Below are 19,080 nucleotides of genomic sequence, written 5' to 3'. Positions count from 1 at the left end.
TTAGAGCTGGGAAAGTTGAGTTATTAATTCTTGGAATTCGTGAAAAAGCAACCCATCAAAAAAATGTCGAAGCGATTCCGCTTCGCATTAATGTTAACGGAATCCGTGGAAAATCAACCGTTACCCGACTGATTACCGGCGTTTTAGCGGAGGCTGAATATCAGGTAATCGGCAAAACAACCGGAACCGCAGCGCGAATGATGTATTGGAACTCGCCTGAGGAAACTCCCATCAAAAGACGACCGGAAGGCCCAAATATCGGAGAACAGCGTCGGGTTGTCGCCAAGGTCGCTAATCTGGGGGCGAATGCGCTGGTCAGTGAATGCATGGCCGTAAATCCGGATTATCAAATTATTTTTCAAAAGCAGATGGTCCAGGCCCAAGTTGGCGTGATCGTCAATGTGCTTGAAGATCATATGGATGTGATGGGCCCTACCCTGGACAACATTGCTGAAGCATTCACGGCTACCATTCCTTATCATGGTAAGTTGGTCATTGCCACCGGACCCTATCAGCAGTATTTTACAGATATTGCTAAAGCTCGAGATACTGAGGTATTTGTCGCCGATTCTTCGCAAATCACCGAGGAACAAATGCGTCAGTTTGGTTACATCGTATTTCCGGAAAATGTCGCCTTGGCGCTGGCTACTGCTGAAGCCATGAATATTGACGAAAAAAAAGCCTGGAGGGGGATGTTAAAAGCAAACCCCGATCCCGGGGCCTTGCGTATCCATACCTTGTCGATCAATGGCCAAACAACCTATTTTGTGAATGCCTTTGCCGCCAATGATGCGACTTCAACACTGGCAATCTGGCAACGAACCGATGAGTTGGGCTATCCCTGTAATAACTCAGCCGTTGTCATGAATTGTCGTTCGGATCGTGTTGACCGATCGATGCAGTTTGCTCAGGATGTTTTCCCATATTTACCCAGCAATCTTTTTATCTGTATGGGTTCCAGCACGAAGCCGATTCTGGATGAATATAATGCAGGAAAAATTCAAACCGATGAATTTTATGATGCCAAAACTGCAAATGGATTTGATATATATAAAGATCTTGAAACCAAGCTTGCCGGTAAAGTCATCTTCGGGGTTGGCAATATTCATGGCACCGCCGAGGAATTCATTGAAGCTTTATTAAATATTGAACCTGAATTAGTCACAAAATAAATCAAACAAGGGAGAAGATAAAATGTACGGAACCGAATTGTATACTGCCATTATCATCGGTGCTATGATCAGTTTGATCTATACCGAAGCAACCGGAATTCTGCCAGCTGGTTTAGTGGTGGCCGGATATATAGCCCTAATGTTTAATCACCCCTATACCATTTTGATTATGCTGTTGATCAGCTGCCTGTCTTATTTAATCGTAACCCATGGTGTTGCCCGCCTGGTAATCCTGTACGGCCGCCGAAAATTTTTGGCGATGATCACGGTTGCGGTAATTATTACGGCCCTGCTCGGCATTATGGTTCCCTATCTGCCCTATGAATTTTTTGCAATTACCGGAATTGGCGTTATTGTCCCCGGCATCATTGCCAATTGCATTGATCGACAAGGCTTTGCGCACACCATGATCAGTACAGTGATCGTCAGTACGGCAACTTTTTTACTTTTATTTGGCTATAATGCTATTTTTGTATAACTAGGGTAGCCGATATGGATAAAAAGTTAACTTTTAAGATGAAAGTCCTTCGTTTTACCAAAAAATACAAAAAAAGAACAACACCGCATACCCTGATCGCAACCGCCATCCTGCTGTTTTTACTAATTCTTATACCGGCTATGGATCAGGTTCTGGTTCAGGGAAAACCTGAAGTGGTGACTCAAACCGGCACATTTACGGCTAGCTTTACTGGTGATCTTAACTTTAATGACTACTATGAAAAATACATTAACGACAATGGAACTACCAAAATCACCCAGGATGTCATCCGTTATTTAGAAACATCTGATTATGTGACAGGTAATGTGATAGGTACCTTTACTGAAACCGAAGCTAAATTATTAGCTGATTCTCATTTCTCGGTTGTTGACGTTTATGATGAAACCGCAGCCGAAACAACCATTCTGGAAAAAAATGACCTACCCTATGTGGGTACCCGCTCCATTGGTGAAGACAATGTCGTTTATCAACAGATCAACGATGTAACCGTAGCTACACTCGGAACTTCAGAAGCCAGATTTGTTGACGATTTGAAATGGATTAAAGAGGCTAAATTAAATGCCGATATCGTCGTTGTCCATATTAATTGGTACGAAAAATACACCACCAAAGTCAGTGACAGCCAACGTAGCATTGCCAAAGCCCTGAGTGATGCTGGGGCTGATTTTATTGTTGGTCATAACACCAGGGTTCTTCAACCGATTGAAATCTATCAGGATACGGTAATCATGTATAGTTTAGGTAATTTTTTGCATGGTGAGGTTTATGCAAGTACACAAGACAGTGCCATTATTCAATATACCACTGATGCTAATTTTTCCTCGATCACTATGAGCATTATTCCCTTGAGTTTGACTTATGGCCGACCTCATCCCGCCGTCAATTTAACCGAAGTCCTTAATCGACATAACATCTTCGACGTGCTTACCCGCGAACTGCCTGATACCATTACAACAACTGAAACCAATGGGGTTCTCAGTTTTACACTTCACTAAGAAGACCCCACTTTATATTTCATAATCAGATAGGATGGAACTGATCGCTTGAAAGCAAATAAACATCTCACAAAAATTGCTGTTCTTACCCTGGCAACCGCCTGTATTCTTTTTGGGGGACTGATGCTCCTGCTTAATAATAGCAACAAAACAAATCATGACCAAAACATGAATGCTTATCTTGGTACAAACAGCCAAGGAAGTCCTGGTTATGGCGTTGTATCGGACAATATCGAGGCAACAGAGATTGGTATGAAGATTCTTGAACAAGGCGGCAGTGCGGTGGATGCGGCGATTGCCGTTTCCTATGCTTTAGGGGTTATTTCGCCGTTTGCCTCAGGTATTGGAGGCGGTGGCATTATGCTGGTTTATCCTGCTGATGGAACTGATCCGATCGTCTACGATTATATGGGGTCATCCCCGGTAAATACCTCTGGTTCAATCGCTGTTCCCGGTTTTGTCAAGGGGATGGCAGCAGTTCATCAGGATTTTGGAAAATTGTCGATGGCTGATCTGCTTGATCCATCCATAAAGCTGGCTAAAGAAGGTGCTGTAGTTACCCCCCTACTTGTAAGAATGATCACGAATTCCCAAGCTAAAATTGACCCTGCTGTGCGTGACGTTTTTTTTCCGGGTGGATCTCCAATCTCAGCAGGTGATCAGCTTAAACAACCAGCCTTGGCGGAAACGCTGGAAACAATCAAGACAAATGGTTCAGACGACTTTTATCAGGGAGAGATTGCCAATCAAATCGCCAAAAGCAACAGCGGTGTAACGTTGCAGGATCTGTCATCCTACCAGGTTGAAAAACGAATACCCGCTATGGGGTCTTTTGATGGATATGAGGTCTTTTCTTCAGCACCTTCTTCCGGCGGTGTTACGCTGATTCAAATGCTGGCGCTTTCAGAAAAACTTGAATTAAGCAAATATCCGGTCGATTCTCCGGAATACATCACGCTCTTATCGGAGATAACCCAGGTCAGTTATAATGATCGATATCAGAATGTCCTTGATCCAAATTTTTATAATGTCGATAGTACCGAATTGACATCGGCAGATCATATTTCCCAATTAGCTGGAAAAATCACGCCGATTGTCAACCTAACGCAAACAATAACGGTGGATAGCCTTGCAGAAAGCAACGGAGAGGAAAATACGACCCATTTTGTCATTTGCGATCAAAACGGGATGATGGTTTCTGTAACCAATACCTTAACCTACTGGTTTGGCACTGGCAAAAATGTCGACGGCTTTTTTATGAATGCACACATGGAAAACTTTTCTACCAATGCTTCATCTTTGAATAAAGCCGAAGCCGGAAAAAGACCCCGGTCTTATATTTCACCAACGATTTTAGCAAAACACGGAAAACCCGTTATGGGCATCGGCAGTCCCGGGGGTAAACGGATTCCTTTGATGATAACTGAGGTGCTTGAGCGTTTTTTCAAATATGACCAATCTTTACAGGAAGCAATTGATGCACCTCGTTTTTTCAATGATCAGAATTCAGTTTACGTGGAAGACAATTATTTAACCACCGCAACCGAGGAGCAGCTCCGCGAAATGGGTTATTCTGTTATCAGATATGACAATCCCCTGTTTTATGGCGGGGTGAATTCACTTTATGTTGATTATCTGAATAATAAAATACTCGGTGGCGCTGATGATCGACGGAATGCCTCCTGGCTATGGAATCGAAACTGAAAGAATCAGAATCCCCCAAAGAGCATTACTGCTGTTTCACACCCTTAAATAAACCTAACTAAACTAAGGAGGAAATTTGATGAAAGATGATTCTAAACTACAATCAATGCTATCAAAAATTAATAAGTTAATTCTAGGTAAAGATGAAACGGAAAAGGATAATTGTAAAATTGATGCCGAAGCCCAGAGAATTTATGGACTGTTACGAGCTGCCTATCAACAGATGAAGAACAAGGATGACGAGCTCGATTATTATGACTTTAATCCTCATACCGATGAAGGGATTTATATCCGTAATACGCCCCGCCCTTCTTTTGCGGTGGTTCTTCAATGGGATCTATCTGATTTTGATGATTTTTATGAATTCTGCCAGGCGAATATTTGTAAACCCTGTATGGATAAAGATCCCAATGTTTCAAATCTTGAATTTTTCATGGGGGTACCCGATGATCTTTGTCCTAATGGACGTAAAAGACTGCATTATAACTATGTACTGGCCGATGAACTCAAGTTTATTGATCATGGCCTCGAGGGATGCACCCATTCTTTTTGTAAAATTGCCATGAAAGAAATTAAGCATTAAAAAAGATGGTTTCCTATAAACGGAAGCCATCTTTTTATTTGTAGAAGTTAAAACTTATACCAGCCCAGCTTTGATCGCATTGACGTATTTGCTAAATTCAGGTGTTTTTGACTGAAGACCTTTTGATGTCAAAGCTGAAAAGAAAGTTGCTCTTAATCCTGTGGATAATTCAATCTGAACACCAGCATGGTTCAAATTGTCATTGGCAATATTTGCTTGACTTGTGCCCGCAAGATATCCTGGAGGATCTGCGACCTGATAGCCAGCAGCTGTTAAGCTTTCCTTAACTTTGTTAACCATCGTTGTATCAAGACCACTGACATAGGTCAGTTTTTCTGAACTTGAATATCCATGAACACTAAGGGTTTTTTTACTGCTTTGTACTAAAGAACGAGCAATTGGTTCATCAAAATTTGTTGAAGTGATGTGCAAAGAAAAATTATCACTTTTCATTATACCATAAAATCCATAGAATTTATAATTAGAGCCGGCAATGGCATCGGCTAATTCACTGGTTCCAGGTTCAATCATTCCACCGTGGATCGCAACAATTGCCAGATCAGAAGTAGTATTCCGAGATGCGATTTTATAATCAGTTCCCTGAACCTTCACAGCCGACAATTCACCGTAATTTGCATATAAATCGGCAGCACTGACAGACTGAACTGGTAGTGCCAAGGCACAAGTCAGAAATAAGCCTGCGATTACAGCCATAATTTTCGATTTTTTCATGATAGGTTCCTCCATTTTAATAGAAAAGCTTCAATTTTCAACTGAAAATGAAGCGAATACTCAATATTCTTTCGGTAACCCGGCCACCTTCGTCTTGCAACATTAGGTCCGTGGTTTTGCGTCTCCAACTTTCGTTGGGTTTGCCATTATCGTATTGTTTTATGAATATCAAGACCTCCTTTAAAATAGAAAAACTTCTATCACGCATTACCGAAACAGAAGTTTGAGTTCAATATTTTCCGGTAACCCGGCTACCATCGTCTTAAGACATTAGGCCCGTGGTTTTGCGTCTTCAACTTTCATTGAATTTGCCTTTTCTTTTGTTAAGAGCATTATTTCACAATCGCGATGTTTTTGCAATAGATTTTATTTTAAAAATAAGCTGAATATATCAAAAAAATTCCATCTTTAACATTTTATAATATGTCTACGATTCGAAATAGCATATTACAGGCTTTTTAGATGATATAATCAAGGCGAATAATTCTTTCTTACATTTCTTCTTTATTAACCATAATCTGGAATCGCTATTATTTAAAGATTAATTTAAGAATAATCCAATTACAATCATACTTTTAACGAAGATTATTTTTTACTGAATAAGATTGCCCTCATCGTTCTTTGGCACATAAATTAATCTGGTTTTTCACTGTCGATGGTATTATACCTATTCTGGAAATAGTCATTCTAATTAATTTTATTTTTTCTAACTAATATCGAATCCAATCAACCAATAATACCTGATCATCCGGAACTGGAGTTCCTGCCAGCCAATTGGGGTACCAGGTATTGACCATCAGCTGCATCGGTTGTCCCACCGGGAATCCGTCCTGCCATGACAGAATAAACTTGTTGTCCACATAAAAAGCCAGCTGATCTTCGGTATAGTCAAAACGGTAATTATGAAAAGCGGCAGTGGGATCAAAACCCAACGCTCCCACATATTCATTCTGGACTTCGCCATCAGCGTAGGTGGTCAGAAGCAGCTTTCCTTCTTTAGTATTGTGTATTTCAATGTCAATTTCATAAAAATAATCCGGCGGGGCGTAAAGAAAGAAACCCGTAATCGATGAAGGTGCCACCGGCAATTTCATCCGGGTTTCGTAGCTGCCGTAGGTCACGGCTTGCCGTTTAACCAATTCTCCCCCCTCCAGACTATTGGCTGGCATTCTGATCTTCAGAAAACCATCATTGATCTCAATATTTTGGGGATTCAGCCAGGTTCTCCCTAGATTTTTATCAGATACTGCCCAGATTGTTTCATCAAAGATATCAAAGTTTTCCTGCTGCATTTCACTTTCTGAGCCAGTGCTACCCTGATAAGATGACGAATTCGCCCGATACAGATACACCATAATAACAATCAACAAACATCCCAGAATAAATAATAGCATAACCAATGACTTCTTCATCTAAAACGTCCTCCCTTATTATGCCGTTAATTATGTCACTTTATTCGATTTTAAGAAATTTTAATTTTATGCTGATTTATTCGGCAGAAAATTGCCATCCGATGCCAAACTTATCAGTTAAAGATCCATAGGCTTTACTCCAGAAGGTTTCCTGCAGTAACATCTCCACCGACCCGCCCTTGCTCAATAGACCAAACAGTCGTTTGATTTCTTCCACATCATGGTCTGTGATGATCAAGGTAATGTTATTCCCTTTAATAAAAGACATGCCTGGCGGTACATCCGAAAACATAATCATGTTTCCTCTGATATCCATTTGGGCATTGGCAACCAGGTCTCTGATGTTATCCGTCATCGGAAAGTTCGGATCTACCTGCATTTCGCCAAAGGTCATGATCTCCGGTTCCGCTGTCTTAAATACTTCCGCATAGAACATCACCGCTTCACGACAATTACCCGGAAAATTAATGTAGGGACCAATCTTCATCTTTTTTCTCCTTCTCTGATAATCGGTTATTAATTTCTGATTCTATACCTATTCATACCCCATCATCAAATATTTATGCCACTTATAAAAAATATAGTTAACCGAAAAAGGGCACCTGCAATAAAATTTGCAGATGCCCATAGACTGACGGCAATAATATGAAACGATTAGATCCCCAGTTTTCTCTGAAAATATTTTACTATTTCAACAATTGGAATCACCACTACAGCAAGAGCCATAGCTACAAAGTATTCCATTAGACTGATGGGTTCAAACTCAAATGCTGTGGCAATGCTGGGAATATAAATAACTGCCGTGGTCAATACCAGCGAAACCGCCATGGCCAAAAACAAGAATTTATTCTGGTGCTGCATCTTAAAGATCGACTGGCGACGGCTACGCATATTCAGCGAATGGAACATCTCTGCCATCGACAGGGTCAAAAAGGCCATGGTCATACCATCAGCACTTTCGGCAATTTCCCAGACTCCGGCTTCGATATAATGCCCGACAAAATAGGCGACGATGGTCACCACGGCCACCATGCCGCCTTGCCAGATCACATCGACTCCCAGTCCCCGGGAAAAAACACCTTCCCGAGATTCCCGGGGCGGATGCTTCATAGTATCGGCTTCTTCTCCTTCAACGCCCAAAGCGATGGCTGGAAAGGAATCTGTAATCAGGTTGATCCACAGTAAATGCACTGGCTTGAGAATCGTGAAACCCAACAGAGTCGCCACAAAAATGGCGATAACTTCCGATAAATTAGAAGACAGCAAAAATTGAATAGCTTTACGGATATTATCGTAGATCCGCCGCCCTTCCTCAACGGCATTGACAATTGTGGCAAAATTATCGTCTGCCAGTACCATATCGGCCACATTTTTGGTCACATCGGTGCCTGTGATCCCCATTCCTACTCCGATATCAGCCGTTTTAATGGATGGCGCATCGTTGACGCCGTCACCAGTCATAGCGACAATCATCCCCTGCTTCTGCCAGGCTTTGACAATCCTTACCTTGTGTTCCGGTTGAACCCGGGCATAAACTGCGTAATGGCCAATTTCTTTTTGCAGCTGGTCTTCGCTGATTTCATCCAGCTGGGCTCCGGTGATGGCTTCTTTGGAATCAGTGATGATCCCCAATTGTTTGGCAATCGCAATCGCCGTATCACGGTGATCACCCGTGATCATGACCGCTCGGATTCCGGCCGACTTACACTGGGCAATGGCATCTTTTACTTCTGGCCGGATTGGGTCAATCATTCCGGTTAAACCAACAAAACACAGCTCCTGCTCCAGAAAATTCGGTGACTGATCGGTCGGCATGGTCTTCCAGTTCCGGAAGGCTCCAGCCAGCACCCGCAGAGCCTGGTCCGCCAGACTTTTATTGGCTTGTCTGATTTCTTCGCAAATAGCATCGGTCAGCGGTAACTCCGCATTACCATCCCAATAGGTGGTACAACGGGAGATCAGTACATCGGGAGCCCCCTTTACATACTGGGTCAAGCTGCCATCTGCCATTTGATGAATGGTACTCATCAGCTTACGGCCGGAGTCAAAGGGTGCCTCGCCCACCCGGGGCGTTTGTTCTTCAATCGCTCGCTTATTTAGTCCCAGTGAAAAAGCATAATTAACCAGCGCCGCCTCGGTGGGCTCACCTTCGGCTTTGTTGGCTTCATTTAAATGGGCGTCGTTACACAGGGCCATCGTTCTTCCCAGCAAATGCTCATCAAAACCGAAGTGATCTACCACCGTCATCTTGTTTTGGGTCAGGGTTCCCGTTTTATCCGAACAGATTACCTGGGTACAGCCCAGGGTTTCGACGGCAGTGAGTTTACGAATGACCGCCTTCTCTTTGGCCATATTGGTCACCCCCAGGGAGAGCACAATCGTGACCACCGCCGCCAGCCCCTCGGGAATGGCAGCAACCGCCAGCGATACCGCCACCATAAAGGTATCCAGAACACCGATCCCGGTAATGCCGTCGCCCAGGTACAAACGTACCAGACTTAAGGCAAAGATAAAGACACAAATTCCCAATACTAACCAGCTTAGCACCTTGCTTAATTGATTCAGTTTAATTTGTAGTGGTGTGGCATTTTCTTTGGCCTGGGTAATGGCATCAGCGATCTTTCCCATTTCCGTTTGCATCCCGGTGGCGACTACGGTTGCTAAACCCCGGCCATAAACCACGGCACTGCCCATATACACCATGTTTTTGCGGTCACCCAGCGAAATATCTTTTTGATCACCCAGATTCAGTGCGCAAACTACCTTCCCCACCGGAACACTCTCTCCGGTAAGAGCCGCTTCTTCAATTTTTAAACTGGCACTTTCCAATAATCTGGCGTCAGCTGGCACCGCATCTCCGGCTTCCAGTAATATTACATCCCCAACGACCAGATCTTCACTTTTAATTTCACAGATCTTACCATCCCGCCTGACCCGGGAAGTGGCTGCTGAAATCGCCTGAAGCGCCTCGATGGCCTTTTCCGCCTTACTTTCCTGATACACACCCAGTACTGAATTAATGATCACCACCGCCATAATGATGATCACATCAGCAAAGGATTCGCCGGAATAAGCTGCCGTGATGCCCGAAATAACGGCAGCAGCAATCAGGATCACAATCATCGGATCTTTTAACTGATTAAAAAGCCGTACCACCAATGAATCTTTTTTGGCTTCATCCAACTTGTTTTTCCCATTCGTTTCCAGCCGCTTGCTGGCCTCGGCCTGGGAGAGGCCCTCACTGCTGGAGTTTAAATCCTCCAACACTTCTTCTGCCGTCTGCAAATACGTTTTCATTCAAACCTCCTTCAAAAATCTACACCTGGTTATCCAAAAAATAAAAAAACCAGATGCCTCTGCACCTGGAAAAAATAAACCCAAGTACAGAAAAACTGTACATGAGTCTCACTCATTAAGATAAGCCAGGTATTACTACCATGCATGTTGACTTATCACGCAAATTGCGCAAATTACTCCCTCATAACTGTTTTATTTTACCCCGGAGTATTATCTTTGTCAAGATAATACTCCGGATTTTTTTGTTACTTATTTTCAAGAAAGGGTTGACCAGTCAATCCCGGTGCCGGTGACCCCTTTGGCAGCACCTGAATTTCAATGGCTTCCAACCGGTAACCAAAGCCCGCCGTGCCAGCTTCCCCACCATTACTTGCCCAATCCATCCAACCGACATTCTGGGCATGAACCCGGTAATAGACGTCAAACTGCGTCGCATCAGCCCCGGTTAACTGAATCTTAATGGCTTCCAGCCGCAGCGACTGACCTTCGGTACCACTCATGACGCCATTGCTTTTTAGCTCCTGCCAGCCCTGATTCTGGACGTGGGTAGCGTATTCAATCCCCAGATCATAGCCCCTGGTGTCCATTTTTATTTCAATACCTTCCAATCGCAAGGATTCTCCTGAGGTACCGCTGACTCCACCATTGCTCTGCCAGTTCTGCCATCCCTGATCTTGCACATGGGTGCGATAAAGACAATTTGCAAAGGTATCCCGGCTTTGCGTAAAGGCTTTGATACACACATTACTGAGGCTTTTTTTAGACGTATCATACCAACCGCCAGTTCCGGTATTACTGGTAAAGCTTTCTCCGGGGTTGGCCGTCACAGCGCTGCTGTAGTTTTCAAATCGGCTTTCTACCGGTACTGAATCGTTCGTTCCCGGGGTTCTGTATTTAACAACCACCGCAAACTTTTGTCCAGCGACCAATCCCACCGGATTGTCCAGATCAATTGTATAATAACCGCCCCGGGCAAAGGTTTCCGTCTGCGTGGTTCGTAAGGTACCACTGTTTGGCTTGCCATCATTCACATCCGTATAAACCTTGATCTCAGCTGACGTTCCGGGGGTTAAGGCATAGGTACTCACAGCCATCAGATTGTCGCTGGCTGTTGCCGTAAAGATATTGGCACCCCAGGCAGTGTTGTCTCCGTCCGTGTAACCCATGGCTGAGATGTTACCCAGTGGATCATACTGATAAATAGCGCTATAATTATTGGTCGCTTCGGCATTATGAAAAGCGGTCACATTGCTGCCAGCATAGGTATCATAATAGGACATATAGAAATAACCGCCATCTCCCCAATCCGCGCCCCAGCTGTTACGGATAATCCAGGCCCCATCAGCTTCCGGTTTTTTACTGAAATTATCCCGGCTGTAATTGTCATCCCAACCAACAATTGCCACATCGTGATCAGGTTCTTCCGTACCATCGTAATAAAAGGCAAAGGTGTCCGGGTTGTAATACTCTTCTCCATCCAGAGGTACTGAATACATCGAAGTATAAAGCACCCCGCCATCCATCAGTGCCTGCTTGATCGCCGATGGCAGTTCGGGAATCGATTTCACTTCCTGAACATGATAAACCGGAGATAATCCGGTTTTTTTCGGGGTATCGTAGGGGTCACTGCTTTCATTGACCGGGCCACTCCAGCGGGCCAGATAGGCGGTGGCCATGGAATAATTCCCCCCATCATCCGGGCTTCCGTCAAAGCCGCTGTTCCACATCAGATTATTTTCAGAAAAATCAACGGTTGTATCTTTTTTTATATAGGATTCCAACGAAGCCAGGCTGGCAAAAGCCCAGCAACTGCCATAATCGCCCTGACTGCGAACCGCTGTAATCCGGCCCGTCTCTCGTAGGTCAAAGGCGGCTGGCAGGGTTTGTGCCGAAGTAATCTCTGTATCAGCCATTCCTTCATAACGTTTTAGTGGTGGGGGGATATAACCCCGACCGTGACCATCAATGATTGATGTGTTGAGGGTTCCCGCATTAACATCCTCCTGGTATTGAACAAACGCCGGATTTAATGAAGCCATACCCGGCTCGGTAATTTCTTCTTCTGCCCAGCCGCTACCCGGGATCAAAACCGTCAGCATTAAGCTGGTCAGCAGTAATGACAGTAATTTTTTGAGACTATTTTTCATCTTCGCTTCGCTCCTCATTTAGTCGGATCTAAATCCGTTTACTCCCCCGTTCCGAAATCCTTTCCATACTCAATCTTATCAAGCAAATCATTGAATTTTTCGGTGAGGGTATCGACGTTGGTCTTTAATTCGTCATCTCCCGGAGTACAGTTGCCGGGAAAGCCATAGATTCGTCCGCTTCCCACTTCCTTTAATAAAAAAAGAATCTCTGTGATTTCCTGGGCATATTTGTTTCTAATATCCGTTACTTTCTCCATTCTCTCCTCCTGCAGTCGGTTTTTGTCATTTTGACACTGTTTTAAATAATTTTACCCGCTCTGTTTAAAAAAATAACCGCCGGTTTTTTCGGCGGTTATCTTGTTATGATCCAGAACCAGTGCTTTACTAATCAATCCGATCATGATCAACCTCCCATTATTCTACTCTAGGAAGTTATACCCCATAATCTGTTATTCTAACACCCTACATCACTTCCCGGATTACATCGTATTTGGCATCATCACTTTCCACAAAGCCTTCAACCGGAGACTTGATATTGGGCGCCTTGACATAGTCCACAAAAGCCTGTCTCAACAGCTCAGTAAACTCTTTTGGTAATATGGGATTAACAGCGATGGCATCCTTGGGAATGTCCGGGGTTTTGGCAATAATCCGAAATTCATCCAGATTGATGCCGCTTTTTTCCGCCTCTTCCATGGCTTCGTTGTAGGTGGCTCCCGCATCATATTCCCGGGACAGCACCGCTTTGATGACACTATCATGACTGCCAAGATAGGCCGTCTTGCTGAAAATGGTCTTGGGATTCAAGCCTTCAGCTTTAATACTATGCTGGGCATAGAGATAACCAGAAGCACTGCCTTCATCGACATAGGCAAAACTGCGACCTCTCAAGCCGCTTAAGCTGGTAATGCCGCTGTCTTTGCGGGTGATAATGTAGCCGTTGTATGATACTTTCCCATGAACTTTTGGCGATACCAATGGTTCAATGCCAATTTTCTCATGGGCATTGACATAGGCAAAGGGCGAAAACCAGGCCACATCAATGATCCCTTCCTTCATCCCTTCACTGAGGGCATCGTAGTCTTTAACAATCATGGTTCGCACCTTATAGCCGATCTTTTTGAAAACTGCATTCAGAATCGGTACGTACATGGTTTTGATGTTTTCCGGAGAAGTAAAGGGATTGACCCCAAAAATGATTTCATCTTTGTTTTTATTTTTAGCCGTCAGTTTCTGTACATTGCTGGCCATTTCTGAAAGCTTGGTGCAATAATTCAGCAACTCAATATTTTTTGACTTCTGGGTCACAATCGTGCTGATCGTATTGGTAGTCACCCGATGCGTGGTATCCACCGCATCCGACACCTTGGCAACAGATGACTGAATGCCATGGGAAGTATTCACCTGGACGCTGGAAATCTCCTTGATCTCATTCATCGACTGATTCAACTCAATCAGGACTTTCTGAATATCTTCGATGACATCCCCGGATTTCTGGGCCGCCCCTTCAATATCTTTAGTGCGGGTGGTACAGCGTTCAATGGCAGTATTGGAGCGATCCACTTCGACAATCACCTGATTGACAATCTGTTCAATTTCAGTGGCAAAGGTGGCAGTGCTGTCTGACAGCCGCTTGATCTCTTCAGCCACCACCGAAAAGCCCTTGCCGGCTGCTCCGGCCCGGGCCGCCTCAATACTGGCATTCAGCGCCAACAGATTGGTTTGTCGGGAAATATCCTTGATATAATCGACAAACTTGCTGATCTGTTTGGATGAACCGTCCAATTCATTGTTAATCCCTGACGCCTGATTAACCCCCTCAATCAAATCCAGTAGCAAATCGGAAATGCTGCTGATGGTGGCGCGGTTTTCGTTAAGCATCTCAACAGACTGGCTGGAATTTTCTTCAATTCTGACAATGTTTCCCTGAAGCTTACTGGACACCTGGGTAAAATGATTGATTTCCGAATTGATTTCATAGGTACTGGCCGCATTTTCTTCACTGAGTTTGGCAATTTCATTGGCCTGTTCGACAATGGTATTAAAGACCTTGACATTCTCTTCAGAAAACCAGCTCAGTTTTTTGATATCAAAATCCATGGTCTCCAGCAGGGAAAAAAGTTCACTGTTGACACTTTCCTTTTTCTCATCTTCCATGGTTTTGTCTTTTTCTGCGATGGTGGTGAGCAGGTTAAAGATACTGTTCATGGTGGCCTTGTTTTCATTTAATATTTCGACGGAAAGCTTTGAGCTTTCTTCCAGGTTCTTGATGTTACTTTTAAGTTCTTCTGAAGTTTGGGTAATGGTTTTAACCTCCTGATGAATACTTTCTAAATTTGTATCTCTTGCTATTTCATCCATGATCTGTCTCCGTTCTTAAATTCTGATGGCGCTTTACGCCCAGTTGCCATTGCTAAAAAGGCAGATTTCCTGACCATCACCGGTAATTCCGGTGATTTCCAGATCCTTGGTACCAATCATAAAATCCACATGGGTATCGGACTGGTTGCCCCCGGATGCCAACAGCTCATCTTTGGTCATCTTTCCGCCATCCCGGATATTGGTGGGGTAGCATTCTCCCAGGGCAAAATGACAGGCGGCATTTTCATCAAAAAGGGTATCATAAAAAAGAATTCCGGTATTGGAAATCGGTGAATCGTAGGGAACCAGGGCGACTTCACCCAGGCGCCGGGCGCCCGCATCGGTTTCAATCAGAATCTTGAGATATTCCGCCCCTTTGGCGGCCTGATAGTCGATCACCTGACCCTCGTGAAAGGTCAGGCTGAAATTTTCGATCAGGTTTCCCTGATAAGAAAGCGGTAGCGAGGAAACCAGCGTGCCTTCTGCCCGATAACAGTCCGGAGCAGTAAAAATCTCTTCGGTCGGCATATTGGCAAAAAAATAAACCTGATCCGGGGTAAACTCACCGCCACCTTCCCAGATGTGATCTTTGTGAAGACCGACGGTAAAATCTGTTCCGAGACTATTTTTATAACGCAGGGCATCAAAATGGGCCTGGTTGAGGATTCGACATTTTTCAGCCAGCATCACCTTATGGTCATGCCAGGCCGTAACGGCATCACCTGAACCGATCCGTACCGCCTCAAAGATGGCATCCCAAAGTTTTACGATGGCTTCCTGTTCATAAAGTTCCGGAAAAACTTTTTTTGCCCATTTCGCTTCGGGAACCGCCGCCACACACCACTGAAATTCACTGTTCATCATTTTTTTATAATAGGGTTCGAAGGCCTTGGCCGAGGCCTTGCTGCTGGTTTGCAGTTTTTCGCTGGCCACCCCTTTGTAGGCTTCGGGATCATGACCAACAATGGAAATGACCGCAGCTTTCTGGTCGGCATAATAATTCCGGGATTCGGCCAACCAGTTAGGGATATTACCCAATACCTCCAGACTGACATGATCATAGCGCAGGCGGCTGGTTTTGACATCATTCCAGAAGACGATTACATCTCTGGCTCCAGCTTTATAGGCCTCTGCTACAATCATTCGGCCAAATTCATAATTCTCAACCGAACAATTGATCACCGCTAACTGATCCGGCTGCACGTTTGCGCCGGTGCGGACAATCAGGCGGGCATATTCCCTCAGTTTTTCCATATGGTCCATTTGATCTCCCCCTTTTTAAATATCGTTATGAGCGACCTGACAAAAAATCCAAGCCGGTTTTGACAGCTTCGGGTCACTGCAAAAACCAGCTGCTTTTTTGTAAAATTCTCATTTTACCGTATTTGCACAACTGTAAAAATTATATCACGTTCATCAGAGAAAGAAACAAGAAAAATTTGTGAAAAGCAGTTAAACCAAGCTTACACTGGGAACAATTTGTCAACGATATATCCGGGGTTCTTCTTCTCCTCTTAACAGCCGCAGTCCACCCAGAGCCAGGGCTTCCATTTCGTTTTCTCCCGGCAGACATTTAACCGGAGCCAGAAAGGCAATGTATGCCTTGATCATCGAGGTGAGTTTCTCCGAATAGGCCATCCCGCCGGTGAGGATAATCCCATTGATGTCGCCTTTTAACACAGCAGCCATTTCGCCAATGCCTTTGGCAATCTGATAGGCCTGGGCTTCATAAACCTGCTTTGCCCGCCGATCGCCGGACAAAATCCGTTTTTCAATGACCCGGATGTCCCCAGTCCCCAGATGGGCTTTCAAGCCCCCCAGCCCGCGGATTTTTTTTAACAGCTCAGCTTTTTGATAGTTTTTCTCATAAATCAGCTCCACCAAGGCCAATAAGGGAACGCCACCCGACCGTTCCGGCGAAAAAGGGCCGCTATCATCGGCAATCACATCGATGATCCGTCCCTGTTTGTGTGCGCTGATCGAAATACCCCCGCCCAGATGGGCGATGATCAGATTTAACTTTTCATAGCTTGTTCCCATTTCGCTGGCATATTTCCGGCCCATTGCTTTGCTGTTTAAAACATGGCAGAGACTTTTTCTGTGAATCTCCGGAAACCCGGTAAGCCGGGCGACATCTGCCATTTCATCCGACGACACTGCATCATAGATAAAAGCAGGAATCCCCAACGGATCGGCAATAGCCGCCGCCAGCAGGGCCCCAAGATTGGCGGCATGAGGCGAAAGCTGCCCACTCAGAATCAACTCTTTCATGGCCTGATTGATCCGGTAACCGCCAGCATCTATTGGTGGTAACAAACCACCCCGGCCAACCACTGCCGTCAATCGATTGAGATCAAAGCGGTGTGCACTTAAAATTTTTTGAACGGTCTTTTTTCTGAATTCAAACTGCTCATTTACAGTTAAAAAGGATTCCAGATCGGTACTGGTATGTTCAACCGATTGGCTAAACAGCTCGGTTTCATTTTCAAAAACTGCGATTTTAGTGGAGGTTGAGCCCGGATTGATGGTTAAAATTACAAAATTATGCATCGTTTGCCGTTCTCCTGTTCACTTTAATTGCTTTTTTCCATTGTAAACCCAATTCTTATTTTATGCAAATTTTATCGTCAGCTTACCCTGATCATATCTGGCACTTTGCACCGTTTTATTGCGAAGGACGTCCGGTAAGGTAAAACAGCGTTTTTCATTCTTTATTTGAATCATCAGTTCACTGCCTTTCTGGCCCATATTCATATCCGTTTTTTGGGCAAACGGAAGGTTTAAAATAAACGCATAGCCATCAGCTTCTTTTTTTACTTCAAAAATGGTATCTTCAAATAAAATCCCAGCCGGGTCGGTTTCACCAAAAATCTGCTGTGCAGCTTCATGCAGGATCGCTTCACCGATCAATTCCCGATCAAGTAGCATCAGCGTAAAAACCGGCACCGGGGTAAAACTCTCGCGAATTTCCTGAAGCCCCTCTTCCTGAAGACTGATCCATTTACTGAAATACCCGTCAAGAGCCAGCGCCGGATAGACTTTGTTGACGATCACGGCATCGATCGTATAATTGTATAAATGCAGATAGGTAAAATTTCGTTTCGCCTCCTTGATGACAATCCGCTCCGGGGTCGTGACGATGCGGATGCTGAGGATTTCCTTATTGGTCATCAACGCCTGTAGCTGATAGAGCTTTTCATTTAATTGTTCCACATCATCAAAGACATTATCCTCCGGCATCGGAATTTTCATAACCTTTTCAACCATCGGGCCTGCCACCTTAACCGCCTTTTTTTTCATTGGCAGTGCAGTTTTAATCATATTGCCAAACATTTCCGGAAACTTCAGCAGCGACAGGGTCTCGCCGGTCGGCGCACAATCGACTATCAACACGTCGTACTGGTTTTCCTCGTAAATGTCGATAATTTTAAACAATGCAAACAATTCTTCCAGTCCCGGAAAAACCAGTAATTCCTCGGCTTCAATGCCCCCCTGCGCCCGGGCCGTCAACAATTCCTTCATGTAGTTTTTCATATTTCCCCAGGCTTGTTCCCCTTCCAGGATCGCATCAATCTCCAGCCCCCAGAGCAACTCACTGATCTTAACCGGGGTGTTTTTAAGCTTTACACCAAATGAATCGGATAAACTATGAGCTTGGTCGGTACTCATAATCAAAACGCGTTTGCCGTCTTTGGCCAGTTTAACCGCCGTTGCCGCCGCTACACTGGTTTTACCGACCCCGCCTTTGCCGGTATATAAAATAATTCGCATGGTCTTCCCCCTTTTTTTTATCTTCACATAATAATACTAATCGATAGATACTTTTCTGACTTTTTTGTCATGCTCCGATCCCGCAGTTTTTTCCTGTTCAGCCGTGCTTACCGCTGAACTCACATCGAGCGCCCATTCCCTGGCCAGGTCAACGACGATCCCTTTGACTTCTTTTTCGATCACCGAAACATGTTGGGCAATCGATGGGGACAGCAGAGACAAGAACGCATCACGTTCATATTGCTTGGCCAGGATCATGTTTTTAATAAATTCTCGGTTCATTATTAAGCCTCCTTGATAAGCTTATTTTGGTAATTGTGAAATGAAAAACATCGAACAATGATCGCTTTGAGTGCAGTTTCCACAAACGATTTTGTAACGTGTAGGCGAACAGTTCAGAGAACTGT

16 protein-coding genes and 2 riboswitches are annotated in these 19,080 nt (G+C 44.4%); of the genes, 5 read left to right on the top strand and 11 right to left on the bottom strand.

Annotated elements, in window-relative coordinates; translation table 11 throughout:
• The 5 genes from pgsB to B3F51_RS06840 form a co-directional block, all read left to right on the top strand.
• On the top strand, window positions 1-1,172 hold a 1,172-nt coding region (gene pgsB / locus B3F51_RS06860; RefSeq protein ID WP_349680192.1), incomplete at its 5' end, for a poly-gamma-glutamate synthase PgsB.
• A 22-nt stretch (window positions 1,173-1,194) separates the two neighbouring features.
• A complete protein-coding gene (pgsC, locus tag B3F51_RS06855) occupies window positions 1,195-1,650 on the top strand; it encodes a poly-gamma-glutamate biosynthesis protein PgsC (RefSeq protein ID WP_286946237.1) in 456 nt (151 codons plus the stop codon).
• A 14-nt stretch (window positions 1,651-1,664) separates the two neighbouring features.
• Window positions 1,665-2,666: a CapA family protein gene (locus B3F51_RS06850; RefSeq protein WP_286946235.1), complete on the top strand. Its 1,002-nt coding sequence runs from the start codon at window positions 1,665-1,667 to the stop codon at window positions 2,664-2,666.
• Window positions 2,667-2,714: 48 nt separating this feature from the next.
• Entirely contained in the window at window positions 2,715-4,370 is a 1,656-nt protein-coding gene (locus B3F51_RS06845) for a gamma-glutamyltransferase family protein (RefSeq protein ID WP_286946233.1), read from the top strand.
• Between the two features lie 79 nt (window positions 4,371-4,449).
• Window positions 4,450-4,953: a hypothetical protein gene (locus tag B3F51_RS06840; RefSeq protein WP_286946231.1), complete on the top strand. Its 504-nt coding sequence runs from the start codon at window positions 4,450-4,452 to the stop codon at window positions 4,951-4,953.
• Between the two features lie 54 nt (window positions 4,954-5,007).
• Here B3F51_RS06840 and B3F51_RS06835 read toward each other — a convergent pair whose 3' ends face one another.
• The 11 genes from B3F51_RS06835 to B3F51_RS06785 all read right to left on the bottom strand — a co-directional run bounded on the left by B3F51_RS06835 (window position 5,008) and on the right by B3F51_RS06785 (window position 18,955).
• Entirely contained in the window at window positions 5,008-5,685 is a 678-nt protein-coding gene (locus B3F51_RS06835) for a poly-gamma-glutamate hydrolase family protein (protein WP_286946229.1), read from the bottom strand.
• A gap of 70 nt (window positions 5,686-5,755) precedes the next feature.
• A riboswitch (cyclic di-GMP riboswitch) is annotated at window positions 5,756-5,840 on the bottom strand.
• An 83-nt stretch (window positions 5,841-5,923) separates the two neighbouring features.
• A riboswitch (cyclic di-GMP riboswitch) is annotated at window positions 5,924-6,008 on the bottom strand.
• A 387-nt stretch (window positions 6,009-6,395) separates the two neighbouring features.
• Window positions 6,396-7,097, bottom strand: coding sequence for a glycoside hydrolase family 16 protein (locus B3F51_RS06830; protein ID WP_286946227.1), 702 nt, complete (start codon window positions 7,095-7,097; stop codon window positions 6,396-6,398).
• A gap of 76 nt (window positions 7,098-7,173) precedes the next feature.
• Window positions 7,174-7,584: a VOC family protein gene (locus B3F51_RS06825; protein WP_286946225.1), complete on the bottom strand. Its 411-nt coding sequence runs from the start codon at window positions 7,582-7,584 to the stop codon at window positions 7,174-7,176.
• A 167-nt stretch (window positions 7,585-7,751) separates the two neighbouring features.
• Window positions 7,752-10,394, bottom strand: coding sequence for a cation-translocating P-type ATPase (locus B3F51_RS06820; RefSeq protein WP_286946223.1), 2,643 nt, complete (start codon window positions 10,392-10,394; stop codon window positions 7,752-7,754).
• Window positions 10,395-10,639: 245 nt separating this feature from the next.
• The gene (locus B3F51_RS06815; protein WP_286946221.1) at window positions 10,640-12,541 is read right to left on the bottom strand and encodes a lectin like domain-containing protein; all 1,902 of its coding nucleotides are present in this window, start codon (window positions 12,539-12,541) and stop codon (window positions 10,640-10,642) included.
• Between the two features lie 38 nt (window positions 12,542-12,579).
• On the bottom strand, window positions 12,580-12,798 hold the full coding sequence (locus B3F51_RS06810; RefSeq protein ID WP_070371298.1) for a hypothetical protein: 219 nt from the start codon (window positions 12,796-12,798) through the stop codon (window positions 12,580-12,582).
• A 205-nt stretch (window positions 12,799-13,003) separates the two neighbouring features.
• A complete protein-coding gene (gene phnD / locus B3F51_RS06805) occupies window positions 13,004-14,902 on the bottom strand; it encodes a phosphate/phosphite/phosphonate ABC transporter substrate-binding protein (protein WP_286946219.1) in 1,899 nt (632 codons plus the stop codon).
• A gap of 33 nt (window positions 14,903-14,935) precedes the next feature.
• The gene (locus B3F51_RS06800) at window positions 14,936-16,165 is read right to left on the bottom strand and encodes an aminopeptidase (RefSeq protein WP_286946217.1); all 1,230 of its coding nucleotides are present in this window, start codon (window positions 16,163-16,165) and stop codon (window positions 14,936-14,938) included.
• A 219-nt stretch (window positions 16,166-16,384) separates the two neighbouring features.
• On the bottom strand, window positions 16,385-17,452 hold the full coding sequence (buk, locus tag B3F51_RS06795) for a butyrate kinase (protein ID WP_286946215.1): 1,068 nt from the start codon (window positions 17,450-17,452) through the stop codon (window positions 16,385-16,387).
• Window positions 17,453-17,512: 60 nt separating this feature from the next.
• Window positions 17,513-18,673, bottom strand: coding sequence for an ArsA family ATPase (locus B3F51_RS06790; protein WP_286946213.1), 1,161 nt, complete (start codon window positions 18,671-18,673; stop codon window positions 17,513-17,515).
• 36 nt (window positions 18,674-18,709) lie between these two features.
• Window positions 18,710-18,955 carry a hypothetical protein gene (locus tag B3F51_RS06785; protein WP_250935327.1) on the bottom strand — a complete coding sequence of 82 codons (246 nt, stop codon included), beginning with the start codon at window positions 18,953-18,955 and terminating at the stop codon, window positions 18,710-18,712.
• Window positions 18,956-19,080 lie beyond the last annotated feature (125 nt).

Origin of the sequence: Acetobacterium sp. UBA5834 (genome assembly GCF_002435675.1) — a bacterium.
GTDB classification, from domain to species: Bacteria; Bacillota; Clostridia; order Eubacteriales; family Eubacteriaceae; genus Acetobacterium; species Acetobacterium wieringae.
The sequence above is the reverse complement of the archived record's forward strand: the minus strand, read 5'-3'. Positions and strand labels throughout refer to the sequence as shown.

Bases quoted from the DNA above. Each gene is read 5' to 3' on its own strand.
- pgsC (WP_286946237.1), top strand. From the start codon at position 1,195: ATGTACGGAACCGAATTGTATACTGCCATTATCATCGGTGCTATGATC.
- B3F51_RS06850 (WP_286946235.1), top strand. From the start codon at position 1,665: ATGGATAAAAAGTTAACTTTTAAGATGAAAGTCCTTCGTTTTACCAAA.
- B3F51_RS06840 (WP_286946231.1), top strand. From the start codon at position 4,450: ATGAAAGATGATTCTAAACTACAATCAATGCTATCAAAAATTAATAAG.
- B3F51_RS06835 (WP_286946229.1), bottom strand. From the start codon at position 5,685: ATGAAAAAATCGAAAATTATGGCTGTAATCGCAGGCTTATTTCTGACT.
- B3F51_RS06830 (WP_286946227.1), bottom strand. From the start codon at position 7,097: ATGAAGAAGTCATTGGTTATGCTATTATTTATTCTGGGATGTTTGTTG.
- B3F51_RS06825 (WP_286946225.1), bottom strand. From the start codon at position 7,584: ATGAAGATTGGTCCCTACATTAATTTTCCGGGTAATTGTCGTGAAGCG.
- B3F51_RS06820 (WP_286946223.1), bottom strand. From the start codon at position 10,394: ATGAAAACGTATTTGCAGACGGCAGAAGAAGTGTTGGAGGATTTAAAC.
- B3F51_RS06815 (WP_286946221.1), bottom strand. From the start codon at position 12,541: ATGAAAAATAGTCTCAAAAAATTACTGTCATTACTGCTGACCAGCTTA.
- B3F51_RS06810 (WP_070371298.1), bottom strand. From the start codon at position 12,798: ATGGAGAAAGTAACGGATATTAGAAACAAATATGCCCAGGAAATCACA.
- phnD (WP_286946219.1), bottom strand. From the start codon at position 14,902: ATGGATGAAATAGCAAGAGATACAAATTTAGAAAGTATTCATCAGGAG.
- B3F51_RS06800 (WP_286946217.1), bottom strand. From the start codon at position 16,165: ATGGACCATATGGAAAAACTGAGGGAATATGCCCGCCTGATTGTCCGC.
- buk (WP_286946215.1), bottom strand. From the start codon at position 17,452: ATGCATAATTTTGTAATTTTAACCATCAATCCGGGCTCAACCTCCACT.
- B3F51_RS06790 (WP_286946213.1), bottom strand. From the start codon at position 18,673: ATGCGAATTATTTTATATACCGGCAAAGGCGGGGTCGGTAAAACCAGT.
- B3F51_RS06785 (WP_250935327.1), bottom strand. From the start codon at position 18,955: ATGAACCGAGAATTTATTAAAAACATGATCCTGGCCAAGCAATATGAA.